Here is a 386-nt window from a genome sequence, read left to right as displayed (position 1 = left end):
AATTTACATTATCGTAACGTGGTGGAATTAATTATAAGCTTGGTGAATTATATAAGATTGAAACTTCATTATTTCCCGCAATTATGTTCACCACGCCTGCTTGGTGCCAGCGTCGATACTGTTAAGCCCGTGTTAAATTGGTTAGTATGCTCTGCATTAATTCATCAACGGCATTTTTTAGGTAGTGATATGGAAATAACCCAGCGCGAAAAACGCGATCGGCGAAAGGCATTTATTGCGCCGTTTTTCCTGATATTAATTTGGTCGACCGGTTTTATTGCCGCGCGGGCGGTGGCGGATCATGCCGATCCCAACCTTTTCCTGACCTTTCGCTTTTTGATCGCCGCGGTAGTATTCGCTCTGCTGGCGCTGCATTGCGCCTGGCC

1 protein-coding gene is annotated in these 386 nt (G+C 45.6%); it reads left to right on the top strand.

What is annotated here, in order from left to right:
* Positions 1-57 precede the first annotated feature (57 nt).
* Positions 58-386 (top strand): hypothetical protein (locus tag KQX66_RS38930; RefSeq protein ID WP_216798415.1); only part of this gene is annotated, 329 nt, incomplete at its 3' end.

This window comes from Paenibacillus oleatilyticus, assembly GCF_018998565.1.
Lineage (GTDB): Bacteria > Bacillota > Bacilli > Paenibacillales > NBRC-103111 > Paenibacillus_G > Paenibacillus_G oleatilyticus.
This window is presented reverse-complemented; position numbering and strand designations above follow the sequence as displayed.